This window comes from Serratia ficaria, assembly GCF_900187015.1.
In the GTDB taxonomy this organism is placed as follows: Bacteria; Pseudomonadota; Gammaproteobacteria; order Enterobacterales; family Enterobacteriaceae; genus Serratia; species Serratia ficaria.
Map to the genome: position 1 here is coordinate 4,360,816 of NZ_LT906479.1, position 23,975 is coordinate 4,384,790.

The following is a 23,975-nucleotide window of genomic DNA, read 5'->3' on the forward strand; positions in this document are numbered from 1 at the left end:
CCGCGCGGCCCTATTCAGGAGACGTAGTGATGAAACCCACCACCGTGACCCATTTGCGCCAGTGGAAACAGGAGCAACGCAAGTTTGCTACCCTTACCGCCTACGATGCCAGCTTTGCCAAACTGTTTGAAGAGCAAGGCATCAAAGTCCTGTTGGTGGGCGATTCGCTGGGCATGACGCTGCAGGGCCACGACTCCACGCTGCCGGTCACCGTCGCCGACGTGGCCTACCATACCCGCGCCGTGCGCCGCGGCGCGCCGGCCTGCCTGCTGCTGGCCGACCTGCCGTTCATGAGTTACGCCACCCCGGAACAGAGCTTCACCAACGCCGCCGAGCTGATGCGCGCCGGCGCCAACATGGTGAAGCTGGAAGGCGGCAGTTGGCTGTGCGACACGGTGAAAATGCTCGCCGAACGCGCCGTGCCGGTATGCGGCCACCTGGGCCTGACGCCGCAGTCGGTCAACCTGTTCGGCGGCTACAAGGTACAGGGCCGCGATGAGCTGGCCGCCAAGCAGCTGTTGGAAGATGCGCAAAATCTGGAACTGGCCGGCATTCAGCTGCTGGTGCTGGAGTGCGTGCCGACCGAGCTGGCGCGCCAAATCACCGAAGCGCTGTCCATTCCGGTCATCGGCATCGGCGCAGGCAACGGCACCGACGGCCAAATCCTGGTGATGCACGACGCCTTCGGTGTGACCGGCGGCCATACGCCGAAATTCGCCAAAAACTTCCTGGCGCAGAGCGGCGATATCCGTACGGCGGTGCAGCAATACATTCAGGAAGTCGAACAGGGCCTCTATCCGGCGGAAGAACACTCTTTTAATTAAGCGATGGTTCCAGGAGTCACCTAATGATTATTATCGAAACCCTGCCGCTGCTGCGCCAGCAAATCCGCCGCTGGCGCCAGGACGGCAAGCGCATCGCGCTGGTGCCGACCATGGGCAACCTGCACGACGGCCACATGACGCTGGTCGATGAAGCGCGCGCCCGCGCCGATATCGTGGTGGTGAGCATTTTCGTCAACCCGATGCAGTTCGAGCGCCCGGACGATCTGGCGCGCTATCCGCGCACCCTGCAGGAGGACAGCGAGAAGCTGACCCGCCGCGGGGTGGATCTGGTGTTCGCGCCGGCGCCGGCCGATGTCTATCCGCAGGGGCTGGAGCAGCAAACCTACGTGGACGTGCCGGGTATCTCTACCATGCTGGAGGGCGCCAGCCGCCCGGGCCATTTCCGCGGCGTCGCCACTATCGTCAGCAAGCTGTTCAACCTGGTGCAGCCGGATCTGGCCTGCTTCGGCGAGAAGGATTATCAGCAGCTGGCGCTGATCCGCAAGATGGTGGCGGACATGGGTTACGATATCGACATCGTCGGCGTGCCGACGGTGCGCGCCAAAGACGGCCTGGCGCTCAGCTCGCGCAACGGCTACCTGACCGCCGAGGAGCGTAAAATCGCCCCTCGGCTCAGCAAGATGATGAATGCGCTGGCGCAACGGCTGGCCGGCGGCGAGCGGCATACCGATGAGCTGCTGGAGCAAACCGCCGAGCAGCTGCGCGCCGCCGGCTTTACCCCGGACGAACTGTTTATCCGCGACGCCGACAGCCTGCAGCCGCTGACGGTCGAGAGCCGTCGCGCCGTGGTGTTGATGGCCGCCTGGCTGGGCAAGGCGCGCCTGATCGACAATCAGCAGGTCGACCTGACGCCGTAGGTTTTTGCATATTTGGTACCGTTATTACCGGGAAAGTAATAAAAAATCTGCCCAATGGATTTCGAGTTGCAGCCAGGCGGCAAGCGCCGGCCCGAAGGGCGAGCCTAAGCAGCCAACAAGGCTGCAGCTTGAAAGACGAAGGGGATAAACGCCACCTCAAGCCTGTAAAGGCCGATACTCAGTTAGGTAAAGCTATGATACGTACTATGCTGCAAGGCAAGCTGCATCGGGTGAAAGTGACTCAGGCTGACTTGCATTACGAAGGGTCCTGCGCCATCGACCAGGATTTTCTGGAGGCCGCCGGCATTCTGGAATATGAAGCGATCGATATTTATAACGTCGATAACGGTCAGCGTTTCTCTACCTACGCCATCGCCGCCGAGCGCGGTTCGCGCATCATTTCGGTCAACGGTGCGGCGGCGCGCTGCGCCTGCGTGGGCGACAAGTTGATCATCTGCTCTTACGTGCAGATGACCGACGCCGACGCCCGCCAGCACCATCCCAAAGTCGCCTACTTCGAAGGCGACAACAACCTGCAGCGCAAGGCGAAAGCCGTGCCGGTTCAGGTGGCCTGATAGTCAAAACGGGCGCATCGCGCGCCCGTCATCCCCTAGTTCGAGTGGCATCGCGGCGGTAAGGGTGCGAGGCCCGATGAGCTTACTGAAGCAAGTGATTCGGGTGAGCAAGCGTAGCCGACAAAGATGCAGCTTGAAGTATGACGAGTATTACTGCACCACCACCGTGCCCGGCTTGTTGGCGATCCGATCCGCCATGGTCTGGATGGAGTCGGTGCGCAGAATATACAGCCGCTTCAGCGTATAGGGGTTATCCCCCGGCTTCACCTTGCCCTGCACCGTGGTCACCGCCAGATGGAAACCGGCGTCTTGCGCCGCCTGGATCGCGCGCTGGTTGTAGCCGCCGAACGGATAGGACACATACAGCACGTGCGGGTTGAACTGCGACAGCGCGCGGCGCGAACGCTCGAAATCAAACTCGATATTGTGCAGCGAGCGGCTCAGCAGGATCGGCTGGCGGTTGCCGTCGGTGCGATGCAGGAAATGGGTGTGCGACTGCACGTCGAACACGTCCTGGATCTGCTTGAGCTCCGCCACGCTCATAAACTGCAGCGAATCCGGGTTCCACTTCTGCGGATGGCGTTTGATGCGCGACGAGATGATAAACGCCGTGGCGCGGAAGCCGTAGTCTTTCAACACCGGGTAAGCGTAGCGATACACCGATTTCAAGCCGTCGTCGAACGTCAGCACCACCGCCTTGCCCGGCAGGTTGATCTGGTTCTTTAGATAGGCTTCCAGCTGATACAGCGAAATGGTGTCATAACCCGCCTGCTTCAGAAAGGTCATCTGGTTGCTGAACGCCACGTCCGAGGTGGTGGTCGAGGTGTGGCGGAAGCGCTTGTTCTCTTCGTTTTTCAGCAGATGATGGTAGGTCAGCACCGGGATGCCGTTGTCTATCTCGCAGTCCAGATCGCTGACGTAGCCCAGCCGATCGCCGATGTTGATCTCATACCAGGTATTGTTCAGCCGATCTTTCAGCTTGCCGATGATCGGATAGCGCAGGTTTTCCTCGAGCGTGCCGAACACCTCGCTCTCGTTATCCGCCGCGGTGTAGACGTTGATCGCCTTTTGAGTGATCAGGTTCTGATTGGTCAGCGGCTTGTTCAGCTCGCCGAGGGCGTCCTCAACCTTGCGTGATTTTCTCCGTTCGCGCACGTCGTCTTTATCGATAAAACCGGTGCCGTGGCCGAACTTGAACTCGAAATATTCCGCATCCGCCGGGAACACCTGGATCAGTTGCCCGCGCTTCACTTCCCCGACCGGGATCACATGCTCGCCAATCAGCGAATAAACTTCGCTGTCGCGCTGCGCTTCCATGTATTCAGATTGAACAGCGCTGTCTTCCGACAGCAGATTCGCCAGGCTCGCCGGAGAGGCCAGCGCCATTAGGGTGCCGAGTAGCCCAGCCGCTATCTTGTGTTGAGGCCGCATGATTATGTTCTGCTTACGAGTGCGTAATAACAAAGGTGGAGAAAATGTGGAGCGCCAGCATAGCACGATTTGAACAGCGGGGAGAAAGGGGTTATTTGAGCAATTCTAGTGATTTATGCCCGGGGCAGACATGACGTCTGCGCCAAATCAATAAAAGCGCCCCGCTGCCGATGCGGGGCGCGCTACGATCAGCTGCGCAGGCCGCGGCCACGCTCAATCAGGTACCAGGACAGCAGATAGAACACCGCGATAAACGCCACCAGCACCGCCATGGTGAACGCCAGCGGCACGTCGCTGATGCCGAGGAAGCCGTAGCGGAATCCGCTGATCATATAGACGATCGGGTTCAGCTTGGAGACCGCCTGCCAGAACGGCGGCAGCAGCGTCAGCGAGTAGAACACCCCGCCCAGATAGGTCAGCGGCGTCAGCACGAAGGTCGGGATCAGGCTGATGTCGTCGAAGGTGGTGGCGAACACCGCGTTGATCAGCCCCGCCAGCGAGAACAGGATCGCCGTCAGCAGCAGCGTCAGCGCGATCACCCACCAGGCGTGCACCTGCAGCGGCACGAAGAACAGCGAGATGACGGTGACCAGCACGCCGACGCAGATACCGCGCGCCACCCCGCCGCCGACATAGCCGGCGATCACCACGTGGGTCGGCACCGGCGCCACCAGCAGCTCTTCAATATTGCGCTGGAACTTGGCGCTGAAGAACGACGAGGCGACGTTGGCGTACGAGTTGGTGATCACCGCCATCATGATCAGACCGGGCACGATAAACTGCATATAGCTGAAGCCGTGCATATCCCCGATGCGCGAACCGATCAGGTTGCCGAAGATAATGAAATACAGCGTCATGGTGATCACCGGCGGCACCAGGGTTTGGATCCAGATGCGCGCGAAGCGGTTGACCTCTTTGGCCCAGATGCTCTGCAAAGCCACCCAATACAAACGCGTCATGCTTTTTCTCCATTGCCATTAACCAGGGTGACGAACAGCTCTTCCAGCCGGTTTGCCTTGTTGCGCATGCTCAGCACCTGCACGCCCTGCGCGCTCAGTTGGGCGAACAGGCCGTTCAGCCCCTGCTCGCGCATCACTTCCACCTCCAGGGTGGAGGTGTCGGTCAGGCGGCTGTGGTAACCGTCCAGCTGCGGCAGCGGGCTTTTCGCCGCCAGATCGAGGATGAAGGTTTCCGACTTCAGCTTGGACAACAACCCTTTCATCGAGGTGTTTTCCACCAGCTCACCGTTCTGGATGATGCCGATATTGCGGCACAGCATTTCCGCTTCCTCCAGATAGTGGGTGGTGAGAATGATGGTGGTGCCCTGGGCGTTCAGCTCCTTCAGGAAGCCCCACATCGAGCGACGCAGCTCGATATCCACCCCGGCGGTGGGTTCATCGAGGATCAGCAGCTTCGGCTGATGCATCAGCGCCCGCGCGATCATCAGCCGACGCTTCATGCCGCCGGACAGCATGCGGGCGCGTTCGTTGCGCTTGCCCCACAGATCCAGCTGGGTGAGGTATTTTTCCGCGCGCGCCAGCGCTTCACGCCGCGTGACGCCGTAGTAACCCGCCTGGTTGACCACAATCTGCATCACGGTTTCGAACGGGTTGAAGTTGAACTCCTGCGGCACCAGCCCCAGCTGGCGCTTGGCGTTGACGATGTCTTTATCGATGTCATAGCCGAACACCCGCACGCTGCCGGCGGTTTTGTTGACCAGCGAACTGATGATGCCGATGGTGGTGGATTTTCCGGCGCCGTTTGGCCCCAGCAGGGCATAGAAATCCCCCGCTTCGACGTTCAGGTCGATTCCGCGCAACGCCTTTACGCCACCGGCGTAAGTCTTGGTCAGCTGCGCTAATTCCAGTGCATAATTCATATGTAAAAGAGTACCTTATGACGATGAGTATGCCGTCGTGTCTTGTAATGAGGATGATTTTATCATCGGCGGCGTTTTCACTGAGTCGAATCCGTGCGGAAAAAAAAGCGTTACTGTTCCGATTTCCAAATTGTGACGCTTGCCCTATATTACCCCAACGCAATCTGTTCGTTACAGGTCAATAACCTCCATGAAAGAAATCGAAAAGCTTATCGCCAATAACCAGGCCTGGTCGGCCAATATCAGCAAGGAAGACCCGGACTTTTTTGAACGTTTATCACAGGCGCAAAAGCCCCGCTTTTTATGGATAGGATGCTCTGACAGCCGCGTTCCCGCGGAACGCCTGACCGGCCTGGAGCCGGGTGAGCTGTTTGTCCACCGCAACGTGGCCAACCTGGTGATCCATACCGATCTTAACTGCCTGTCGGTAGTGCAGTATGCGGTGGATGTGCTGGAAGTCGAGCATATCATCATCTGCGGCCACCTGGGCTGCGGCGGCGTGGAAGCCGCGGTGGAAAACCCGGAGCTGGGGCTGATCAACAACTGGCTGCTGCACATCCGCGACCTGTGGTACAAACACAGTTCGCTGCTGGGTGAGCTGGAGCCGGAACAGCGCCTCGACGTGCTGTGCGAAATCAACGTCATTGAACAGGTGTATAACCTGGGTCATTCCACCATCATGCAGTCCGCCTGGAAACGCGGGCAAAAAGTGATGATCCACGGTTGGGTATACGGCATTCAGGACGGCCGCCTGCGCGATCTGGACGTGACCGCCACCAGCCGCGAGAGCCTGGAGATGGGCTACCGCAAGGCGATAGCCACGCTGCAGCAGGATAAAGGCCTCTAACCCCGCAATGGGCGCGGCGTGCCGCGCCCTCAGCAGATTACTCGTCCAACAGCACCACTTTGCCGACGTACGGCAGATGGCGATAGCGCTGGGCGTAGTCAATGCCATAGCCGACCACGAATTCGTCCGGGATCGAGAAACCGACGTACTCCACCGGCACCTCCACTTCACGGCGCTCGGGTTTGTCCAACAGGGTGCAGATCGCCAGTGACTTCGGCCCGCGCAGCGCCAGAATTTCGCGCACTTTATTCAGCGTATTGCCGGAATCGATGATGTCTTCGACGATCAGCACGTCTTTGCCGCGGATGTCTTCATCCAGATCCTTGAGGATTTTAACGTCGCGGGTGGTGGACATGCCGCTGCCGTAGCTGGAAGCGGTCATAAAGTCGACCTCATGCGGCACTTCGATAGTGCGGCACAGATCGGCCATGAACATGAAGGAGCCGCGCAGCAAGCCGACCAGCACCATGTCACTGCCGCTGTCGCGGTAATGTTCGGTGATCTGGCGGCCAAGTTCGGCGATACGGGTCTTAACTTCCTGCTCGGAAATCATTACGTCTACAGTGTGTTTCATAGTTTTCAGGTCAGTTGCCGGAAGAAAGGCGCAGAGTTTAGCATAGCCTGCCGCCGGTGGCGACGCGAGCGCGCCGCCACAAATCACCTGCGGGAAGGATCAATCGCTGACGGTAAAGCCCAGCATCATGCCGGTATCTTCATGCTCCAACAGGTGACAGTGCGCCATATAGGCATGTTCGGCGCTGGCGGAATGATCGAAACGCACCAGCACTTCGCTGCGCCAACCTTCCACGCGTACGGTGTCTTTCCAGCCGCTGCGATGAGCGGCCGGCGGTTTGCCGTTTTCCGACAGAATGCGGAACTGGGTGCCATGAATATGGAACGGGTGCAGCATCATGTCGCCTTCGCCGGAGATGGTCCATTTTTCATACTGGCCGCGTTTGGCGGCGAACATCGGCTTGGTCATATCAAACGCCTTGCCGTTGATCATATTGCCGTGGCTGAAATCGAACGGCTTGGCCGCATGATCCATGCCTTTCATCGCGCCGTGATCCATGCCCTGCATATTGCCGTGGTCCATTCCTTTCATGGCGCCGTGGTCCATCCCCTGCATTTCGCCGCCGCCCTTCGCGCCGTGGTCCATGCTCATGCCGGCCATCGCCTGGTGGCCATAGCGGTCCATCAGCGCCTGCATCCCCAGTTTGTCCAGCTGCGGGTCCATCATCAGCTGCAGCCAGCGTTCCTGAATGCCGGCCATCGGCGGCAATGCGGGCAGCTTCACCAGGCTGTCCGGCATGGTTTTAACCCCCTGCGCCAGCGACGGCTGTATGCGCAGCACCGGCAGCGGCTGGTCAAACGGCGCCAACGTCATGCCCATTTGCTTCACCGGCAGCGTGACGATGTCGAACGGCTTGCCGTCGGAGGCGTCCACCAGCACTTCGAAGCGTTCGCCCATCAGCATCGGCAATTCGCTCAGCTTCACCGGCGCGGCCAGGAAGCCGCCGTCGCTGGCGATGACGTACAGCGGCCGGTTATCGCTGGCCGCCAGGGTCAGCGTACGGGCGTTGCAGCCGTTGAGGAAGCGCAGCCGCAGCCAGCCGCGCGGCGCCAGATGTTGTGGGTACTGCGCGCCGTTGGTGAACATCCGATCGCCAAACCAACCCACGGCGGCGCTCATCACGTCCAGCTGATATTCGATCTGCGCATCTTTGCCCAGGCGTTTGTCCTGCAGGATCACCGGGATATCATCCTTTCCCCAGGTCTTGGGCAGCGGCAGCGCGCTGCTCTCTTGGTCTTCCAGCAGCACCAGCCCCGCCAGGCCCATCATCACCTGATGGCCGGTTTTGCCGTGGGTATGCGGGTGGAACCAACAGGTCGCCGCCGGCTGGTTAATGGTGAAGTTAACGCTGCGGGTAGCGCCGGGTTGGATCAGCGCCTGTGGGCCGCCGTCGACGTCGCCGGGAATTTCCAGGCCGTGCCAGTGAACGGTGCTGGCCTCGGGCAGGCTGTTTTTGATATCGACCGTTACCGGTTCGCCGCGTTGCAAACGCACCGCCGGCCCGAGCAGCGCCCCATTGACGCCCCAGGTTTTGGTCGCGGCGGAGGGCAGCCAGCGGGTTTCGCCAGCCTGCAGCGCCAACGCGATCTTGCCCTGCGCATCCGGCGCCAGCAGCGGCGGGATCGGCAACGCCGGCAAATCGGCCGCCCAGACGGAGCGGCTCCACAACGGTAATGCGCCAGCCGCGCCCAGTGCGGCGGTCAATTTGATAAAATCACGGCGTAACATCGCTGACTCCCTTTTCTCAGTGACATAACTCAACGCCGCCAGCCTAAACCCTCCCCTTAGCGGAAGGTCAAGCGTTAACTGACGGTTATGTTAGCCCGGAGCAATAAAATTTGGTGCCTTTACAGGCAAGTGTGGTAACGTCTGCTGACGATAAACAGGTCTATTTTCATGATGAAAAAAACAACGTTACTGATGCTGTTGCTGGCTATGCTGGGGTTCTCCAACGCCAGTCTGGCGCTGAATGAATCCGAGGCGGAAGATCTGGCCGATCTGACGGCGGTATTTATTTATCTGAAAAATAATTGCGGCTACAACGACTTGCCGAATGCGCAGATCAAACGCGCCATCGTTTATTTCGCCCAGCAAAACCGCTGGGATCTGAGCAACTATAATAGCTACAACATGAAGGCGCTGGGCGAAGACAGCTATCGCGATCTCAGTGGCATCGCTATCCCTACCCCCAACAAGTGCAAATCGCTGGCGCGCGATTCGCTGAGCCTGCTGGCCTACGCCAATTAATCTGGCCGTCACCTTTCCCCCGCCTGCCGCTACCTCTGCCTGAAATTCAACCGTGCATCACCCGGCAGAGTTAGCTATGATGTTGCGCCAATTTTTCATGGCTGTTATTACGGAGTTTCCCGCACATGACCCAGAAAGAAATTTGGTATGAAACGCTGCATGCCAACTTCGGCCAGTACTTCTCGGTGGAGAAGGTGCTGTATCGTGAGAAGACCGAGCATCAGGACCTGGTGATTTTCGAAAACCCGGTGCTGGGGCGCGTGATGGCGCTCGACGGCGTGGTGCAAACCACCGAGCGCGACGAGTTCATCTATCACGAAATGATGACCCACGTGCCGCTGCTGGCGCACGGCGCGGCGAAAAAAGTGCTGATCATCGGCGGCGGCGACGGCGGCATGCTGCGCGAAGTCAGTCGCCACCCGGGCGTAGAGCAGATCACCATGGTCGAGATCGACGCCGGCGTGGTGGAGTTCTGCCGCCGCTATCTGCCTAATCACAACGCCGGTTCTTACGAGGATCCGCGCTTCAGGCTGGTGATCGACGACGGCGTCAACTTCGTCAATCAGACCGCCGAAAAATTCGATGTGATTATCTCCGACTGCACCGACCCGATCGGCCCCGGCGAAAGCCTGTTCACCTCGGCGTTCTATGAAGGATGCGCGCGCAGCCTGAACGAGGGCGGCATCTTTGTCGCGCAGAACGGCGTTTGCTTCCTGCAGCAGGACGAAGCGATCAACAGCCACACCAGGCTCAGCCAATATTTTGGCGACGTCAGCTTCTATCAGGCGGCGATCCCGACCTACTACGGCGGCATCATGACCTTCGCCTGGGCGAGCCAGAACCCGGCGCTGCGCCAGCTCGATTTGGCCCAGCTGCAACAACGCTTTAATCAACGCGGTTTAAACTGCCGTTATTACAACCCGGCAATTCATGCGGGCAGCTTTGCTCTGCCGCAGTATTTGCTCGACGCCCTGTGCCCGAAATAATTGGCGTTGCGCAGCGCTTGAACAAGCGCCGCCAACGCAGAGGCGGCTTCGATTATGCCGAGAATGAACGTGACACGTTAAGTGAGAAGATAAAGGAGGTGAACCAAATTGCATAAGCTAAAACTGCACGGCTTCAACAACCTGACCAAAAGCCTGAGTTTTTGTATTTACGATATTTGTTACGCCAAAACCGCGGACGACCGCGACGGCTATATCGCCTACATTGACGAACAATACAACGCCAATCGACTGACCGAGATCCTGAGCGAAACCTGCTCGATCATTGGCGCCAACATTCTGAACATCGCACGTCAGGACTACGAGCCGCAGGGCGCCAGCGTCACCATTCTGGTCAGCGAAGAGCCGGTCGATCCGAAAGACGTAGATACGTCGGAACATCCCGGCCCGCTGCCGAACACGGTGGTCGCGCACCTGGACAAGAGCCACATTTGCGTTCACACCTATCCGGAGAGCCATCCGGAAGGCGGGTTATGCACCTTCCGCGCCGATATCGAGGTATCGACCTGCGGCGTGATTTCACCGCTCAAGGCGTTGAATTATCTGATCCACCAGCTGGAATCCGACATCGTCACCATGGATTACCGCGTGCGCGGCTTTACCCGCGACGTGAACGGCGTGAAGCATTACATCGATCATGAGATCAATTCGATCCAGAACTTTATGTCTGAGGATATCAAGTCGCTGTACCACATGATGGACGTGAATGTTTATCAGGAAAACATCTTCCATACCAAGATGTTACTGAAGGACTTCGATCTGAAGCATTACCTGTTCAACGCCAAACCGGAAGAGCTTGGCGCCGCCGAGCGCCAGGAAATCACCGATCTGCTGTGGAAAGAGATGCAGGAAATCTATTACGGCCGCAATATTCCGCATCTGTGATGGGTAACGGGCGCGGCCTGCCGCGCCCTTACGTTCAGTACTTCAACATGAACGAACGGTAGGCCTTCAAGACCAGTAAGAAATCCTCAACGCCGCAGAATGAGAGGCTTTCTTCGTCGTAGTAATTCATCCCCTCCTCCATCTCATCGCCTTCGAACTCCAACTGGTTAGCGCGGATCATCACTTCTTCGCCGTCCATCAGCAGCGTGTATTCGTGCCCATTCAGCTGCCATTGGCGCTCGCTGCCCTTCACCTCGGCCGCACCGGCCTCGATGCGATCCAGCAGGTTGAAGTCGCCTTTGACTTCCTCGTTGATCCAGTGGCCGATTGCCTCATGCCCCATCGAAAATCTGACTATCACCTGACCGGTGACGTCACGCAGAAATTCGTAATCCATAGCACGCCCTCCCGAGCCCTTTTTCTTAGTGTAAACATTACTGGATGACTAACTCAGTGAGCGCTCGCAAAGTTGGCAACTGAGCAAAATAAAACGGGAGGCCAAGGCCTCCCGTTAAACAGTTGCGCAATATTACCCATCATTTTTCGAATTGCAACGGCGTTGGCCGCCTTGCCGCAGTGCGAATGATTTGGTTAACGCGGCTTAAACGGCGGTTTGGAAGATCACGCCGTCGGCTTTTTCGGTGTACTGCCCCAACTGGTCAAAGTTCAGATAGCGGTAGGTGTCCGCTGCAGTCTTGTCGACCTGCGCCATATAGGTCTGGTACTCGTCCGGCGTCGGCAAACGGCCCAGCAGCGAAGCGACCGCCGCCAGCTCGGCCGAAGCCAGGTAGACGTTGGCGCCGGTGCCCAAGCGGTTCGGGAAGTTACGGGTGGAGGTGGATACCACCGTCGCGCCGTCCGCCACGCGCGCTTGGTTGCCCATGCACAATGAACAGCCCGGGATCTCGATGCGCGCGCCGCTCTTGCCGAATACGCTGTAGTAGCCCTCTTCGGTCAGCTGAGCCGCATCCATCTTGGTTGGCGGCGCCACCCACAGGCGGGTCGGCAACTGGCCCTTGTGCTGATCCAGCAGCTTGCCGGCCGCGCGGAAGTGACCGATGTTGGTCATGCAGGAACCGATGAATACCTCATCAATTTTGCTGTTGGCCACGTCGGACAGCAAACGCGCATCGTCCGGATCGTTTGGCGCGCACAGAATTGGCTGGGTGATTTCCGCCAGATCGATGTCGATCACCGCGGCATATTCCGCATCCGCGTCGCCTTCCAGCAATTGCGGATCCGCCAACCATTTTTCCATGCCCTGAATGCGGCGCTCCAGCGTGCGGCGATCGCCGTAGCCTTCGGAAATCATCCACTTCAGCAGCACGATGTTGGAGTTCAGGTACTCTTCGATCGGCGCCTTGTCCAGCTTGATGGTGCAGCCGGCGGCGGAACGCTCGGCGGAGGCGTCGGTCAGCTCGAACGCCTGCTCGACCTTCAGATCCGGCAGGCCTTCGATCTCCAGAATGCGGCCGGAGAAGATGTTCTTCTTGCCCTTCTTCTCGACGGTCAGCAAACCTTGCTGGATCGCATAATAAGGGATGGCGTGCACCAGGTCGCGCAGGGTGATGCCCGGCTGCATTTTGCCTTTGAAACGCACCAGCACCGATTCAGGCATGTCCAGCGGCATTACGCCGGTAGCCGCGGCGAACGCCACCAGGCCGGAACCGGCCGGGAAGGAGATGCCGATCGGGAAGCGGGTGTGGGAATCGCCGCCGGTGCCGACGGTGTCCGGCAGCAGCATGCGGTTCAACCAGGAGTGGATAACGCCGTCGCCGGGGCGCAGCGAAACGCCGCCGCGGTTCATGATGAAGTCAGGCAGCGTGTGGTGGGTCGTCACGTCGACCGGTTTCGGGTAAGCGGCGGTATGGCAGAACGACTGCATCACCAGATCGGCGGAGAAGCCCAGACAGGCCAGATCTTTCAGCTCGTCGCGGGTCATCGGGCCGGTGGTGTCCTGCGAGCCCACCGAAGTCATCTTCGGTTCGCAGTATTCGCCAGGGCGAATGCCGGCAACGCCGCAGGCGCGGCCAACCATTTTTTGCGCCAGCGAGAAGCCCTTGCTGCTGGCGGCGATCGGCTTGGCGATGCGGAACACGTCGCTGTGCGGCAGGCCCAGCGCTTCGCGCGCCTTGGTGGTCAGGCCGCGGCCGATGATCAGCGGAATACGGCCGCCGGCGCGCACTTCATCCAGCAGCACGTCGGTTTTCAATTCGAAGTTGGCGATCAACTCGCCGGTTTCGTGGTTGCGCACTTCGCCCTTGTACGGGTAAACGTCGATCACGTCGCCCATATTCAGCTCGGAGACGTCCACTTCGATCGGCAATGCGCCGGCATCTTCCATGGTGTTGAAGAAGATTGGCGCAATCTTGCCGCCCAGCACCACGCCGCCGCCGCGTTTGTTCGGCACGTGCGGGATGTCGTCGCCCATAAACCACAGCACCGAGTTGGTGGCGGACTTACGGGAAGAGCCGGTGCCGACCACGTCGCCGACGTAGGCCAGCGGGAAGCCTTTCTTGTTCAGCAGCTCAATCTGTTTGATCGGGCCGACGCTGCCCGGTTGATCCGGCACGATGCCTTCACGTTCGTTCTTCAGCATCGCCAGGGCATGCAGCGGGATATCCGGGCGCGACCAGGCGTCCGGCGCCGGCGACAGGTCATCGGTATTGGTTTCGCCGGTGACTTTGAATACGGTGACGGTGATTTTTTCCGCCAGTTCAGGGCGCGACAGATACCAGTCGGCATCGGCCCAGGATTGCATGATCTGCTTGGCGTACAGATTGCCGGCCTTGGCCTTTTCTTCCACGTCGTAGAAGTTGTCGAACATCAGCAGCGTGTGGGACAGCGCTTTGGCGGCGATCGGCGCCAGCTTTTCGTTATCCAGCGCGTCAATCAGCGGGTGAATGTTGTAACCGCCCTGCATGGTGCCTAACAGTTCGATGGCTTTCTCGGGGGTAACCAGGGGGGATGTCGCTTCACCTTTGGCGATGGCCGCCAGGAAACCTGCTTTGACGTAGGCGGCTTCGTCGACGCCCGGTGGAACACGATTAATCAGCAGGTCTAACAGGAATTCTTCTTCGCCTTTTGGCGGATTCTTTAATAATTCGACCAGCGCGGCCATTTGGGTGGCGTCTAACGGCTTAGGGGCAATGCCCTCAGCAGCACGCTCGGCTACGTGCTTACGGTATTCTTCTAGCACGACGTTCTCCTCGCTCTCATTGTCATTTATTGTGCCTGGCGTTTTATATTCAAACCGTTTAGCGCACGGCGAATTGATGCCATCTATCCTGACGGGGCACTGCTGTCGATGTCCTGGACTGTAAGGTACAGTGCCCGGTTCCGCTCAGCCAGCATATCAGGATTTGAAACGGTTGTTAATTCGTTCACATAAAAGCAACATTAAATCTTTGCTGAATCGTTGAGCACAGTGTAATCGGCTGTATATCAGGCTGGCCCAACGCCGGGAGCCGACTATGGGAAACGACCAAGCTCAGCGCCAAGAGCACAACACGATAACCATGCATTTGCAATGGTTATAAGGTGTGGGGATCAAAATTTGAGAGGAAAGGACGCCTCATTGAGCGGCCTTTTACCGCCTTCGACGCATAAAAAAACGGCCCCTTTTCAGGAGCCGCTTGTTAACCGGTCAAACCAGCAGAATTACTTCTTCTTGGCTTTCGGGTTAGGCAGGTCGGTGATGCTGCCTTCGTAGATCTCTGCCGCCAGGCCTACGGATTCGTGCAGGGTCGGGTGAGCGTGGATGGTCAGCGCGATGTCTTCCGCGTCGCAACCCATCTCGATGGCCAGACCGATTTCACCCAGCAGCTCGCCGCCGTTGGTGCCGACAATCGCGCCACCGATGATGCGGTGAGTTTCTTTGTCGAAGATCAGTTTGGTCATGCCGTCCGCACAGTCGGAAGCGATCGCACGGCCGGAAGCCGCCCACGGGAAGGTGGAGGTTTCGTAGCTGATGCCTTTCTCTTTCGCTTCTTTCTCGGTCAGACCCACCCATGCAACTTCCGGCTCGGTGTAAGCGATTGACGGGATCACTTTCGGGTCGAAGTAGTGCTTCATGCCGGCGATCACTTCCGCGGCAACGTGGCCTTCGTGCACGCCTTTGTGCGCCAGCATCGGCTGACCGACGATGTCGCCGATAGCGAAAATGTGCGGCACGTTGGTGCGCAGCTGTTTGTCGACGTTGATGAAGCCGCGGTCGTCGACTTCAACACCGGCTTTGCCGGCATCCAGCAGTTTGCCGTTCGGCACGCGGCCGATGGCCACCAGTACCGCGTCGTAGCGCTGCGGTTCTGCCGGCGCTTTTTTACCTTCCATCGTGACGTAGATGCCGTCTTCTTTGGCTTCTACCGCGGTCACTTTGGTTTCCAGCATCAGGTTGAACTGCTTGCTGATGCGTTTGGTGAAGACTTTCACCACGTCTTTATCTGCAGCCGGGATAACCTGATCGAACATTTCGACCACGTCGATCTGCGAACCCAGCGCATGGTATACGGTGCCCATTTCCAGGCCGATGATGCCGCCGCCCATGACCAGCAGACGCTCTGGGACGGTTTTCAGCTCCAGCGCATCGGTAGAGTCCCACACGCGTGGATCTTCATGAGGAATGAATGGCAGTTGGATCGGACGGGAACCTGCGGCGATGATGGCGTTATCGAAGTTGATGGTGGTCGGGCCATTTTCGCCTTCGACAACCAGGGTGTTAGCGCCGGTAAATTTGCCCAGGCCGTTGACCACTTTCACTTTACGGCCTTTGGCCATGCCAGCCAGACCGCCGGTCAGCTGATTGATGACTTTTTCTTTCCAGACGCGCACTTTGTCGATGTCGGTTTTCGGCTCGCCGAAAACGATGCCGTGCTCGGCCAGCGCTTTGGCTTCTTCGATCACTTTGGCAACGTGCAGCAGTGCTTTGGAAGGGATACATCCCACGTTCAGGCAAACCCCGCCCAGAGTGGAATAACGTTCAACCAGAACGGTTTCAAGACCTAAGTCAGCGCAACGAAAGGCAGCAGAGTAACCTGCCGGGCCCGCCCCAAGTACCACGACCTGAGTTTTAATTTCAGTACTCATCATGACCTCTTAATTAGTTGTCCGGCGGGTCAGACGTCATTTTTATTGCTAATCGATCTCATAACGCCCTTCATCCACCGGGACGCTTACACCGCGAGCAGTTTACAGAATTGTTAATAAACTGCAAAGCGTGTTCGAGTGACCCGTGTCTCAACAATTTTGTCGAGTCATGCAAAACCCGACAAAACTGCTGCTGAAGCGATAAGGGCGCAGCATAACTGCGCCCCTTTTCTATTACATCACCAGACGGCGAATGTCAGACAGCATATTGTTGATGATGGTGATGAAACGCGCACCATCTGCACCGTCGATGACGCGGTGGTCGAAGGAGAGCGACATCGGCATCATCAGACGCGGCACGAACTCTTTACCGTTCCACACCGGCTCCATCGCAGACTTGGAGACGCCCAGGATAGCCACTTCCGGCGCGTTGACGATAGGCGCGAAGTGAGTCGTCCCGATACCGCCCAGGCTGGAGATGGTGAAGCAACCGCCCTGCATTTCGCCTGCGGTCAGCTTGCCGTCGCGGGCTTTCTTGGAGATAGCCATCAGCTCGCGAGACAGTTCGGTGATGCTCTTCTTGTTCACATCTTTGAATACCGGAACCACCAGGCCATTCGGCGTATCTACCGCCACGCCGACGTTGATGTATTTTTTCAGCGTCAGCTTCTGGCCATCTTCGGACAGCGAGCTGTTGAAACGCGGCATCTGCTCCAGAGCGGCGGCGACGGCTTTCATGATGAACACCACCGGGGTGAACTTCACGTCCAGCTTGCGCTTGGCGGCTTCTTCGTTCTGCTGCTTGCGGAAAGCTTCCAGATCGGTGATGTCGGTTTTGTCGAAGTGAGTCACGTGCGGGATCATCACCCAGTTGCGGCTCAGGTTGGCGCCAGAGATTTTCTGGATGCGGCCCATTTCGACTTCTTCGATCTCGCCGAACTTGCTGAAGTCCACTTTCGGCCATGGCAGCATGCCTGGCAGACCGCCGCCGGCAGCGGCTGGAGCGGCTTCGGCGCGTTTCACCGCGTCTTTAACGTAAGCCTGAACGTCTTCGCGCAGGATGCGGCCCTTACGACCGGTGCCCTTCACTTTCGCCAGGTTTACGCCGAACTCGCGCGCCAGACGGCGGATAACCGGGGTGGCGTGCACATAGGCGGCGTTCTCGGTGAACTCGCCTTTGCTCTCGGCTTTCGCGGCCGGTGCAGGGGCTGCGGCTTCCTGCCTGGCCGGCGCCGGTGCGGCTTGCGCAGCAGGGGCAGCGGCCGGCGCAGCGCCTTCCACTTCGAACACCATGATCAGAGAACCGGTTTTCACTTTGTCGCCGGTGTTGATCTTGATCTCTTTAACGGTACCCGCGAACGGCGCCGGCACTTCCATCGAAGCCTTGTCGCCTTCAACGGTGATCAGCGACTGCTCGGCGGCAACCTTGTCGCCGACCTTGACCATCACTTCGGTCACTTCGACTTCGTCGCCGCCGATGTCCGGCACGGCGACGTCTTTGGCCGCAGAGGCCGCAGGCGCTGCAGCGGCGGCAGGGGCTTCAGCCGCAGCCGGGGCCGCAGCGGAGGCTGCGCCGGCCACGTCGAACACCATGATCAGGGAGCCGGTTTTCACTTTGTCGCCGGTCGCGATCTTGATCTCTTTAACGGTGCCCGCGAACGGCGCCGGCACTTCCATCGAAGCCTTGTCGCCTTCAACGGTGATCAGGGACTGCTCGGCTTCCACCTTGTCGCCCACTTTCACCAGGATCTCGGTCACTTCGACTTCGTCGGCGCCGATGTCCGGCACTTCAACGTCTTTGGCTGCAGCGGCAGCCGGCGCAGCGGGAGCCGCCGCCGGTTTTTCTTCCGCTTTGGCCGCCGGTGCGGCCTGCGCCGCGCCTTCGGCGTCGAAGATCATGATCAGTTTGCCGGTTTCGGTTTTATCGCCGACCGCCACTTTGATTTCTTTCACCACGCCCGCCTGCGGGGATGGCACTTCCATGGAGGCCTTGTCGCCCTCCACGGTGATCAGCGATTGTTCAGCTTCAACCTTATCGCCAACCTTCACCAGGATCTCGGTGATTTCGACTTCGTCTGCACCGATGTCCGGTACGTTGATTTCGATAGACATTATTCAGTACCTCTTAAGCCAGACGCGGGTTAACTTTTTCTGGGTTGATGTCGAATTTCTTAATCGCATCGGCTACCACAGAAGCTTCGATTTCACCGCGTTTAGCCAGTTCACCCAGGGCGGCAACCACCACGTAAGACGCATCGACTTCGAAGTGGTGACGCAGATTCTCGCGGCTGTCTGAACGACCGAAGCCGTCAGTGCCCAGTACGCGGTAATCGCTGGCTGGAACGTAAGTACGAACCTGCTCTGCGAACAGTTTCATGTAGTCGGTAGAGGCTACCGCAGGCGCATCGCTCATCACCTGAGCGATGTAAGGCACGCGTGGCGCTTCGGTTGGGTGCAGCATGTTCCAACGCTCGCAGTCCTGGCCGTCGCGCGCCAGTTCGGTGAACGAGGTGACGCTGTAGGTGTCGGAACCCACGCCGTAGTCTTTCGCCAGGATCTGCGCGGCTTCACGCACGTGGCGCAGGATGGAGCCCGAGCCCAGCAGCTGCACCTTGCCTTTGCTGCCTTCCAGAGTTTCCAGCTTGTAGATACCCTTGCGGATGCCTTCTTCTGCGCCCTGCGGCATGGCCGGCATGTGGTAGTTTTCGTTCAGCGTGGTCAGGTAGTAGTACACGTTTTCCGGGTTGTCGCCGTACATGCGCACCAGACCGTCGTGCATGATCACCGCCACTTCGTATGCGTAAGCGGGATCGTAAGAGATGCAGTTAGGGATAGTCAGGGACTGAATGTGGCTGTGGCCGTCTTCGTGCTGCAGACCTTCGCCGTTCAGGGTGGTACGGCCTGAAGTACCGCCGATCAGGAAGCCGCGCGCCTGTTGGTCGCCCGCCGCCCAGCACAGGTCACCGATACGCTGGAAACCGAACATCGAGTAGTAGATGTAGAACGGGATCATCGGCAGATCGTTGGTGCTGTAGGACGTCGCTGCGGCCAACCATGAAGAGGCTGCGCCCAGTTCGTTGATGCCTTCCTGCAGGATCTGGCCTTTCTCGTCTTCTTTGTAGTAGGCAACCTGCTCGCGGTCCTGCGGGGTGTACTGCTGGCCGTTAGGGCTGTAGATGCCGATCTGACGGAACAGGCCTTCCATACCGAAGGTACGCGCTTCGTCGGCGATGATGGGCACCAGGCGATCTTTGATCGACTTGTTCTTCAGCATCACGTTCAGGGCACGCACGAAGGCGATAGTGGTGGAGATCTCTTTGTTCTGCTCTTCCAGCAGCGAGCTGAAGTCTTCCAGCGCCGGCATTTCCAGCTTCTGGGTGAACTCCGGCAAGCGGGTAGGCACGTAGCCTTTCAGCGCCTGACGACGTTCGTGCAGGTATTTGTACTCTTCGGAATCTTTCTCGAAGGTGATGTACGGCAGTTTTTCGATGTCGGCATCGGCAACCGGCACGTTGAAACGATCGCGGAAGTGGTGAACCCCTTCCATGTTCATTTTCTTCACCTGGTGCGCGATGTTTTTACCTTCCGCAGTTTCACCCATGCCGTAACCTTTGATGGTGTGGGCCAGGATTACGGTTGGTTTGCCTTTGGTATCCTGCGCTTTTTTCAGTGCGGCAAAGACTTTCTTCGGATCGTGACCGCCACGGTTCAGCGCCCAGATTTCGTCGTCGGTCATGTCTTTGACCAGCGCCGCGGTTTCCGGGTAACGGCCGAAGAAGTGCTCGCGCACGTAAGCGCCGTCTTTGGATTTGAAGGTCTGGTAGTCGCCGTCCAAGGTCTCGTTCATCAGCTGAACCAGTTTGCCGCTGGTGTCTTTGCGCAGCAGTTCATCCCAACGGCCGCCCCAGATCACTTTCAGCACCTGCCAGCCTGCGCCGGAGAAGATGCCTTCCAGTTCGTTGATGATCTTGCCGTTGCCGGTGACCGGGCCGTCCAGGCGCTGCAGGTTGCAGTTGATGACGAACACCAGGTTGTCCAGCTTCTCGCGGGTCGCGATGGTGATGGCGCCCTTGGATTCCGGTTCGTCCATCTCGCCGTCGCCCAGGAAGGCGTAAACGGTTTGCTCAGCGGTGTTTTTCAGGCCGCGGTGTTCCAGATATTTCAGGAACTTCGCCTGATAGATGGCGCTGATTGGGCCCAGGCCCATGGATACGGTCGGGAACTGCCAGAATTCCGGCATCAGTTTTGGATGCGGATAAGAGGACAGACCTTTGCCGTGAACTTCCTGACGGAAGTTGTTCATTTGTTCTTCGGTGAGACGGCCTTCAAGGAAGGCGCGCGCGTAAACGCCCGGAGAGATGTGGCCCTGGAAGTAAACCAGATCGCCGCCGTCTTGCTCGTTGCGTGCGCGGAAGAAGTGGTTAAAGCAGACTTCATAGAAGGTCGCGGAAGACTGGAAGGAAGCCATGTGGCCGCCCAGGTCCAGGTCTTTCTTGGATGCGCGCAGAACGGTCATGATCGCGTTCCAGCGGATCGCTGAACGAATACGGCGCTCCAGATCCAGGTTGCCTGGGTAAGCAGGTTCGTCTTCTACCGCGATGGTGTTGATGTAGTTGTTGGCCGCAGCGCCTGCTGCCACGCTAACACCGCCCTTGCGGGCTTCTCCCAATACCTGATCAATCAGAAACTGAGCTCGCTCAACACCCTCTTCACGGATGACCGATTCGATCGCCTGCAGCCAGTCGCGGGTTTCGATCGGATCCACGTCATTGTTTAAACGTTCTGACATGGTGGTATTCCTTATCTGTCTAATGGTTTGTTTGGAGCCTGTCTTCCTGTGTTCTGTGGCAAAACACACGAAGACAGGCCCATCAGTTTAGTTGCCGCTTAAGTACTTAACTAAGTACCTCGAACCTAAACTCCGCAGGCTGGTGTGCCCTGAAGAGCAGGGTTCTTAATCCTTGCGTTGCTGGAGACGCCGTAGCGATCTCTCGCGGCGGGTATGCTCCCGACTGAGATCCAGCAAGATTTCCTCGATAAACGCCAAGTGGCGGTGCGAGGCTTCACGGGCCTTTTCCGGCTCGCGTGCCACAATCGCCTCAAAAATCCCGGCGCGGTGGCTGCTCACTTTTGCCAACATCTCACGGCGCGAGTAGAGCAATTCAAAGTTCTGACGCACGTTCTGTTCCAGCATCGGCCCCATGCAGCGTAGCAGGTGCAGCAACACAACGTTGTGGGCAGCTTCGGTCACGGCGATTTGGTACTGCATGACCGCGTCGGCTTCGGCGTCGAGATCGCCGCTGTCCTGGGCCTGCTGAATCACTATGTGGCAATCGCGGATGCGCGCCAGATCTTCATCGGTGCCGCGCAGCGCCGCGTAATAGGCGGCAATGCCTTCCAGCGCGTGACGGGTTTCCAGCAGATCGAATTGTGATTCAGGATGGTCGGCCAGCAGTTCAGCCAGCGGATCGCTGAAGCTCTGCCACAGATTAGTTTGTACAAAGGTGCCGCCGCCCTGACGGCGCAGGAGCAGCCCTTTAGCTTCCAAGCGCTGGATGGCCTCTCTCAGAGAAGGGCGGGAAACATCAAATTGTTTCGCCAGCTCGCGCTCCGGAGGCAGCTTTTCGCCTGGACGCAGCGTTCCCTCGAGGATCAGGTATTCGAGCTGCTGCTCGATAACGTCTGACAACTTGGGTTGGCGGATTTTGCTGTAGGCCATGGGTGAATTCATCTCTGCGAATGGCGCGGAGTCAATTGGTAATACCAATTTCAAAAACGTGACGGTAAAGTAACAAAGTATTCACCTCCTGTCCATATGGCCCTTGATCGAAATCAGGTTACCCGCACATTTTAACACCCCGATTAAAAGCCCGCCGCAGGCCGGTCGCGCCGGGCCGGTAATCCCCTTTACGCGCCAGGCGTTGGTTTTAACTTTTACCAAACCTTACATCAGGCAGAGTGCAAACTTTTTGCCCGAGTTTTATTGCATGATTATTAAGCTTTAATGAATGGCTATTTCGCCAACTGCCCGGCCATCGGCTGTTTACTATTTGAACGCGGAAAAAAGGTCTTATCTACGTTATTTTTGCGCATTATGTGATTTGTTGCTTATTTCATGCACTGAATCCCCCCTGCCGTCACACAACCCGCATTTTGTTTCCTAAACTGCTGAAATCTTAATCACTCACACGACAAAGCAGGTGCAAACTGACGCGCATAACATTATTCTTTGCCAAACGGTAGCGGCGCCGTGGAATTAATAGCTATAACGCCGTAAATAAAACAAAACACACATCGTAACCACTGCTTTACAGCATGTGCGTAATTCTGCAACGACAGAGGGTTTGATTGATGGATGGTCAACAGCATGGCGACCAGCTGAAACGCGGCCTCAAAAACCGGCATATTCAGCTTATTGCCTTAGGTGGCGCAATAGGTACCGGGCTATTCCTCGGTATCGCTCAAACAATAAAAATGGCCGGCCCGTCGGTCATTCTCGGCTATGCCATTGGCGGTTTCATCGCGTTTCTGATCATGCGCCAGCTCGGCGAAATGGTGGTTGAGGAGCCGGTGGCCGGTTCGTTCAGCCACTTCGCTTACAAATACTGGGGCAACTTCGCCGGCTTCGCTTCCGGTTGGAACTACTGGGTGCTGTACGTGCTGGTGGCGATGGCGGAACTGACCGCGGTCGGCATCTACGTGCAGTACTGGTGGCCGGAGATCCCCACCTGGGTGTCCGCCGCGGTGTTCTTCCTGGCGATCAACGCCATCAACCTGGCCAACGTGAAGGTCTACGGCGAGATGGAATTCTGGTTCGCCATCATCAAGGTGGTGGCGATCATCGGCATGATCGTCTTCGGCGCCTACCTGCTGTTCAGCGGCATGGGCGGCCCGGAAGCCACCGTCACCAACCTGTGGGCGCAGGGCGGGTTCTTCCCGAACGGCATCATGGGGTTGGTGATGGCGATGGCGGTGATCATGTTCTCGTTCGGCGGCCTCGAGCTGGTCGGCATCACCGCCGCGGAAGCCGACAACCCGCAGAAAAGCATTCCCAAAGCCACCAACCAGGTGATCTACCGCATCCTGATCTTCTACATCGGCTCGCTGACCATTCTGCTTTCGCTGTACCCGTGGGGCAAAGTGGTCGAAGGCGGCAGCCCGTTCGTGCTGATCTTCCACGCGCTGAACAGCAACCTGGTGGCGACCGTGCTGAACATCGTGGTGCTGACCGCCGCGCTGTCGGTGTACAACAGCTGCGTATATTGCAACAGCCGCATGCTGTACGGTCTGGCGCAACAGGGCAACGGGCCGAAAAGCCTGCTGAAGGTCGACGGCCGCGGCGTGCCGGTGATCGCCATCGGCGTTTCCGCCCTCGCCACCGCATTCTGCGTGCTGATCAACTACCTGATCCCGGGGCGCGCCTTCGAACTGCTGATGGCGCTGGTGGTATCGGCGCTGGTGATTAACTGGGCGATGATCAGCCTGGCGCATCTGAAGTTCCGCGCCGCCAAGGATCGCGAAGGCGTAGAGCCGAAGTTCAAAGCCTTCTGGTACCCGTTCAGCAACTATTTGTGCCTGCTGTTTATGGCCGGCATTCTGGTTATCATGTACCTGACGCCGGGCATTCGAATCTCGGTGCTGCTGATCCCGGTATGGGTGGCGATTCTGGCCATCGGCTACGCCATCAAGCAGCGCAGCCAACGCATCGCCGGCGCCACCAGCCGCTGAGGCTGCGCCCCCTCGCAT

19 protein-coding genes are annotated in these 23,975 nt (G+C 58.3%); 8 read left to right on the plus strand and 11 right to left on the minus strand.

Translation table 11 applies throughout. From position 1 onward, the window contains the following. The first annotated feature begins 29 nt into the window (after positions 1-29). The 3 genes from panB to panD all read left to right on the plus strand — a co-directional run bounded on the left by panB (position 30) and on the right by panD (position 2,277). On the plus strand, positions 30-824 hold the full coding sequence (gene panB, locus CKW09_RS20540; protein ID WP_167387259.1) for a 3-methyl-2-oxobutanoate hydroxymethyltransferase: 795 nt from the start codon (positions 30-32) through the stop codon (positions 822-824). Between the two features lie 23 nt (positions 825-847). Continuing rightward, the gene (panC, locus tag CKW09_RS20545; RefSeq protein ID WP_061798626.1) at positions 848-1,702 is read left to right on the plus strand and encodes a pantoate--beta-alanine ligase; all 855 of its coding nucleotides are present in this window, start codon (positions 848-850) and stop codon (positions 1,700-1,702) included. 194 nt (positions 1,703-1,896) lie between these two features. Next, positions 1,897-2,277, plus strand: a complete 381-nt coding sequence (panD, locus tag CKW09_RS20550; RefSeq protein WP_004937544.1) for an aspartate 1-decarboxylase — start codon at positions 1,897-1,899, stop codon at positions 2,275-2,277. 150 nt (positions 2,278-2,427) lie between these two features. Here panD and CKW09_RS20555 read toward each other — a convergent pair whose 3' ends face one another. From CKW09_RS20555 to CKW09_RS20565, 3 genes are all read right to left on the minus strand, one after another. After that, the gene (locus CKW09_RS20555) at positions 2,428-3,708 is read right to left on the minus strand and encodes a polysaccharide deacetylase family protein (protein WP_061798624.1); all 1,281 of its coding nucleotides are present in this window, start codon (positions 3,706-3,708) and stop codon (positions 2,428-2,430) included. A 188-nt stretch (positions 3,709-3,896) separates the two neighbouring features. Beyond that, positions 3,897-4,667 carry an ABC transporter permease gene (locus CKW09_RS20560; RefSeq protein WP_061798622.1) on the minus strand — a complete coding sequence of 257 codons (771 nt, stop codon included), beginning with the start codon at positions 4,665-4,667 and terminating at the stop codon, positions 3,897-3,899. Further along, positions 4,664-5,587, minus strand: a complete 924-nt coding sequence (locus CKW09_RS20565) for an ABC transporter ATP-binding protein (protein ID WP_061798620.1) — start codon at positions 5,585-5,587, stop codon at positions 4,664-4,666. Before CKW09_RS20565 ends, CKW09_RS20560 begins: the two co-directional genes overlap by 4 nt. 190 nt (positions 5,588-5,777) lie before the next feature. Here CKW09_RS20565 and can point away from each other — a divergent pair, with 190 nt between their 5' ends. Next, positions 5,778-6,434 (plus strand): carbonate dehydratase, encoded by a 657-nt coding sequence (gene can / locus CKW09_RS20570; RefSeq protein WP_061798618.1) that lies wholly within the window; start codon positions 5,778-5,780, stop codon positions 6,432-6,434. A gap of 37 nt (positions 6,435-6,471) precedes the next feature. Here can and hpt read toward each other — a convergent pair whose 3' ends face one another. Together hpt and cueO are read right to left on the minus strand one after the other, a co-directional pair. Further along, on the minus strand, positions 6,472-7,008 hold the full coding sequence (hpt, locus tag CKW09_RS20575; RefSeq protein WP_071827054.1) for a hypoxanthine phosphoribosyltransferase: 537 nt from the start codon (positions 7,006-7,008) through the stop codon (positions 6,472-6,474). Positions 7,009-7,107: 99 nt separating this feature from the next. Continuing rightward, the gene (gene cueO, locus CKW09_RS20580; RefSeq protein ID WP_061798616.1) at positions 7,108-8,736 is read right to left on the minus strand and encodes a multicopper oxidase CueO; all 1,629 of its coding nucleotides are present in this window, start codon (positions 8,734-8,736) and stop codon (positions 7,108-7,110) included. 171 nt (positions 8,737-8,907) lie between these two features. On the opposite strand from cueO, the gene CKW09_RS20585 reads away from it, so the two are divergent. The 3 genes from CKW09_RS20585 to speD all read left to right on the plus strand — a co-directional run bounded on the left by CKW09_RS20585 (position 8,908) and on the right by speD (position 11,144). After that, the gene (locus CKW09_RS20585; protein WP_061798704.1) at positions 8,908-9,255 is read left to right on the plus strand and encodes a YacC family pilotin-like protein; all 348 of its coding nucleotides are present in this window, start codon (positions 8,908-8,910) and stop codon (positions 9,253-9,255) included. Positions 9,256-9,380: 125 nt separating this feature from the next. Next, a complete protein-coding gene (gene speE / locus CKW09_RS20590; RefSeq protein WP_061798614.1) occupies positions 9,381-10,241 on the plus strand; it encodes a polyamine aminopropyltransferase in 861 nt (286 codons plus the stop codon). Positions 10,242-10,349: 108 nt separating this feature from the next. Then, positions 10,350-11,144, plus strand: coding sequence for an adenosylmethionine decarboxylase (speD, locus tag CKW09_RS20595; RefSeq protein ID WP_061798612.1), 795 nt, complete (start codon positions 10,350-10,352; stop codon positions 11,142-11,144). Between the two features lie 34 nt (positions 11,145-11,178). Here speD and yacL read toward each other — a convergent pair whose 3' ends face one another. From yacL to pdhR, 6 genes are all read right to left on the minus strand, one after another. Further along, entirely contained in the window at positions 11,179-11,541 is a 363-nt protein-coding gene (gene yacL, locus CKW09_RS20600) for a protein YacL (protein ID WP_061798610.1), read from the minus strand. A gap of 204 nt (positions 11,542-11,745) precedes the next feature. Beyond that, positions 11,746-14,343, minus strand: a complete 2,598-nt coding sequence (acnB, locus tag CKW09_RS20605; RefSeq protein ID WP_061798608.1) for a bifunctional aconitate hydratase 2/2-methylisocitrate dehydratase — start codon at positions 14,341-14,343, stop codon at positions 11,746-11,748. A 461-nt stretch (positions 14,344-14,804) separates the two neighbouring features. After that, a complete protein-coding gene (lpdA, locus tag CKW09_RS20610) occupies positions 14,805-16,229 on the minus strand; it encodes a dihydrolipoyl dehydrogenase (RefSeq protein ID WP_061798702.1) in 1,425 nt (474 codons plus the stop codon). Positions 16,230-16,463: 234 nt separating this feature from the next. Further along, positions 16,464-18,341 carry a pyruvate dehydrogenase complex dihydrolipoyllysine-residue acetyltransferase gene (gene aceF, locus CKW09_RS20615; RefSeq protein ID WP_061798606.1) on the minus strand — a complete coding sequence of 626 codons (1,878 nt, stop codon included), beginning with the start codon at positions 18,339-18,341 and terminating at the stop codon, positions 16,464-16,466. A 13-nt stretch (positions 18,342-18,354) separates the two neighbouring features. Further along, positions 18,355-21,018 (minus strand): pyruvate dehydrogenase (acetyl-transferring), homodimeric type, encoded by a 2,664-nt coding sequence (gene aceE / locus CKW09_RS20620; RefSeq protein ID WP_061798604.1) that lies wholly within the window; start codon positions 21,016-21,018, stop codon positions 18,355-18,357. A 165-nt stretch (positions 21,019-21,183) separates the two neighbouring features. Then, positions 21,184-21,948 (minus strand): pyruvate dehydrogenase complex transcriptional repressor PdhR, encoded by a 765-nt coding sequence (pdhR, locus tag CKW09_RS20625; RefSeq protein WP_004937490.1) that lies wholly within the window; start codon positions 21,946-21,948, stop codon positions 21,184-21,186. A gap of 632 nt (positions 21,949-22,580) precedes the next feature. On the opposite strand from pdhR, the gene CKW09_RS20630 reads away from it, so the two are divergent. After that, on the plus strand, positions 22,581-23,957 hold the full coding sequence (locus CKW09_RS20630; protein WP_061798602.1) for an amino acid permease: 1,377 nt from the start codon (positions 22,581-22,583) through the stop codon (positions 23,955-23,957). Positions 23,958-23,975 lie beyond the last annotated feature (18 nt).

Coding starts and splice junctions, on each gene's coding strand:
- yacL (WP_061798610.1), bottom strand. CDS start 11,541: ATGGATTACGAATTTCTGCGTGACGTCACCGGTCAGGTGATAGTCAGA.
- CKW09_RS20630 (WP_061798602.1), top strand. CDS start 22,581: ATGGATGGTCAACAGCATGGCGACCAGCTGAAACGCGGCCTCAAAAAC.
- lpdA (WP_061798702.1), bottom strand. CDS start 16,229: ATGAGTACTGAAATTAAAACTCAGGTCGTGGTACTTGGGGCGGGCCCG.
- pdhR (WP_004937490.1), bottom strand. CDS start 21,948: ATGGCCTACAGCAAAATCCGCCAACCCAAGTTGTCAGACGTTATCGAG.
- panB (WP_167387259.1), top strand. CDS start 30: ATGAAACCCACCACCGTGACCCATTTGCGCCAGTGGAAACAGGAGCAA.
- panD (WP_004937544.1), top strand. CDS start 1,897: ATGATACGTACTATGCTGCAAGGCAAGCTGCATCGGGTGAAAGTGACT.
- panC (WP_061798626.1), top strand. CDS start 848: ATGATTATTATCGAAACCCTGCCGCTGCTGCGCCAGCAAATCCGCCGC.
- aceE (WP_061798604.1), bottom strand. CDS start 21,018: ATGTCAGAACGTTTAAACAATGACGTGGATCCGATCGAAACCCGCGAC.
- hpt (WP_071827054.1), bottom strand. CDS start 7,008: ATGAAACACACTGTAGACGTAATGATTTCCGAGCAGGAAGTTAAGACC.
- CKW09_RS20565 (WP_061798620.1), bottom strand. CDS start 5,587: ATGAATTATGCACTGGAATTAGCGCAGCTGACCAAGACTTACGCCGGT.
- CKW09_RS20585 (WP_061798704.1), top strand. CDS start 8,908: ATGAAAAAAACAACGTTACTGATGCTGTTGCTGGCTATGCTGGGGTTC.
- aceF (WP_061798606.1), bottom strand. CDS start 18,341: ATGTCTATCGAAATCAACGTACCGGACATCGGTGCAGACGAAGTCGAA.
- speE (WP_061798614.1), top strand. CDS start 9,381: ATGACCCAGAAAGAAATTTGGTATGAAACGCTGCATGCCAACTTCGGC.
- can (WP_061798618.1), top strand. CDS start 5,778: ATGAAAGAAATCGAAAAGCTTATCGCCAATAACCAGGCCTGGTCGGCC.
- CKW09_RS20560 (WP_061798622.1), bottom strand. CDS start 4,667: ATGACGCGTTTGTATTGGGTGGCTTTGCAGAGCATCTGGGCCAAAGAG.
- CKW09_RS20555 (WP_061798624.1), bottom strand. CDS start 3,708: ATGCGGCCTCAACACAAGATAGCGGCTGGGCTACTCGGCACCCTAATG.
- cueO (WP_061798616.1), bottom strand. CDS start 8,736: ATGTTACGCCGTGATTTTATCAAATTGACCGCCGCACTGGGCGCGGCT.